We start from the raw sequence: 1,134 nt of genomic DNA on the forward strand, positions 1-1,134 counted from the left end.
GCTAGTGTCGTGAGTCGTTAATTCGCCCGCTCTTGTTAGAATGGGTGATGCCGTCGCCGCATGCTGCGCAGATCGTGTTGACCGATGATGAACGTGCCGAGTTGGAGGGGTGGATGCGTCGGCGTAACAGTGCTGCGGGTTTGGCGTTGCGGGCCAGGATCGTGTTGGCGGCCGCTGAGGGCGGAACCAATGTCGAGTTAGCCGATCGGCTGGAGCTCGATCGGGGGACTATCCGTAAGTGGCGCAATAGATTTGTTCAGTTCCGTTGTGACGGCCTGCTCGATGAACCGCGGCCCGGCCGGCCCCGGGTGGTGGGTGATGAGCGGATCGAGGCGTTGATCACCGCGACATTGGAGACGACCCCGCCTGACGCCACGCACTGGTCGACGCGGTCGATGGCCGAGCACCTGGGATTGAGCCAGTCGATGGTCTCACGGGTGTGGCGGGCATTCGGACTGGCCCCGCACAAACAGGATTCGTGGAAACTGTCCAAGGATCCGCTGTTCGTGGCCAAGGTTCGCGACATCGTGGGGCTCTACTTGAACCCGCCGGAGCGGGCCATGGTGCTCTGTGTCGACGAGAAGACCCAGATCCAGGCCCTCAACCGCACCGCGCCGGTGTTTCCGATGCTGCCGGGCACGCCGGCGCGCGCCACCCACGACTACGTCCGCCACGGCACTTCGAGTCTGTATGCGGCCTTGGATCTGGCCAGCGGCAAGGTGATCGGATCGCTGCACTCTCGGCACCGTTCCCAGGAGTTCCTGGCGTTTCTGAAGAAAATCAACGCCGAAGTTCCCGCCGATCTGGACTGTCATGTCGTGCTGGACAACGCCTCGACCCATAAGACGCCGGCCGTGCAGCGGTGGCTGACGGCCCATCCACGATTCGTCCTGCACTTCACCCCGACCAGCTCATCCTGGCTCAACCTCGTCGAACGCTGGTTTTCCGAACTGACCACCAAGAAGCTGCGCCGCGGCACCCACACCTCGGTGCGCCAACTCAACGCCGATATCCGCGCCTGGATCGACACCTGGAACGACAACCCCCGCCCCTACGTCTGGACCAAGACCGCCGACCAAATCCTGGAGTCCGTCGCAAACTACTGTCGACGAATTAACGACTCACGACACTAGA

General features: G+C 62.6%; 1 protein-coding gene. It reads left to right on the forward strand.

The features are described from left to right. Positions 1–47 precede the first annotated feature (47 nt). The gene (locus tag A5712_RS23175; RefSeq protein WP_068110372.1) at positions 48–1,133 is read left to right on the forward strand and encodes an IS630 family transposase; all 1,086 of its coding nucleotides are present in this window, start codon (positions 48–50) and stop codon (positions 1,131–1,133) included. Position 1,134: the final 1 nt, after the last annotated feature.

The organism is Mycobacterium sp. E2327 (genome assembly GCF_001672675.1).
Lineage (GTDB): Bacteria > Actinomycetota > Actinomycetes > Mycobacteriales > Mycobacteriaceae > Mycobacterium.